The organism is Streptomyces sp. DH12 (genome assembly GCF_020873895.1).
Lineage (GTDB): Bacteria > Actinomycetota > Actinomycetes > Streptomycetales > Streptomycetaceae > Streptomyces.
Genome location: NZ_JAHWGT010001557.1, coordinates 1 through 399 on the forward strand (window position 1 = coordinate 1; position 399 = coordinate 399).

General features: G+C 75.7%; 1 protein-coding gene and 1 pseudogene. Both read left to right on the top strand.

Going from position 1 to position 399, the window contains the following annotated elements:
* Positions 1-113, top strand: a pseudogene (locus tag LPA54_RS41065) (ABC transporter permease); the annotation flags it as partial.
* Positions 110-399 (top strand): ATP-binding cassette domain-containing protein (locus tag LPA54_RS41070; protein ID WP_228985493.1); only part of this gene is annotated, 290 nt, incomplete at its 3' end. The pseudogene LPA54_RS41065 and the gene LPA54_RS41070, both read left to right, overlap by 4 nt.

Here is a 399-nt window from a genome sequence, read left to right on the forward strand (position 1 = left end):
GGTGGTACCTGGTGCCGCCGGGTGTCGCCATCGCCGTGGTGGCGCTGGCGTTCACGCTGTGCGGGCGGGCCGTGGAGCAGGTCCTCAACCCGCGGCTGGGGGTGTCCCGGTGAGCCTGCTCGAGGTCAGGGACCTGACGGTGACGTACGCGGACGGCGCGGCGGCCGTGCGCGGGGTGGACCTGCGGCTGGACGCCGGGAGCAAGCTCGGGATCGCCGGGGAGTCGGGCTGCGGCAAGTCCACGCTCGCGCTGGCGCTGCTGCGGCTGCTCCCGGCGGGCGCCCGGGTCGGCGGGGAGATCCTGCTGGACGGCGAGGACGTGCTCGCCATGAAGTGGGGCCGGGTCCGGGCGGTGCGCTGGGCCGGCGCCTCGATCGTCTTCCAGGGCGCGATGCACTC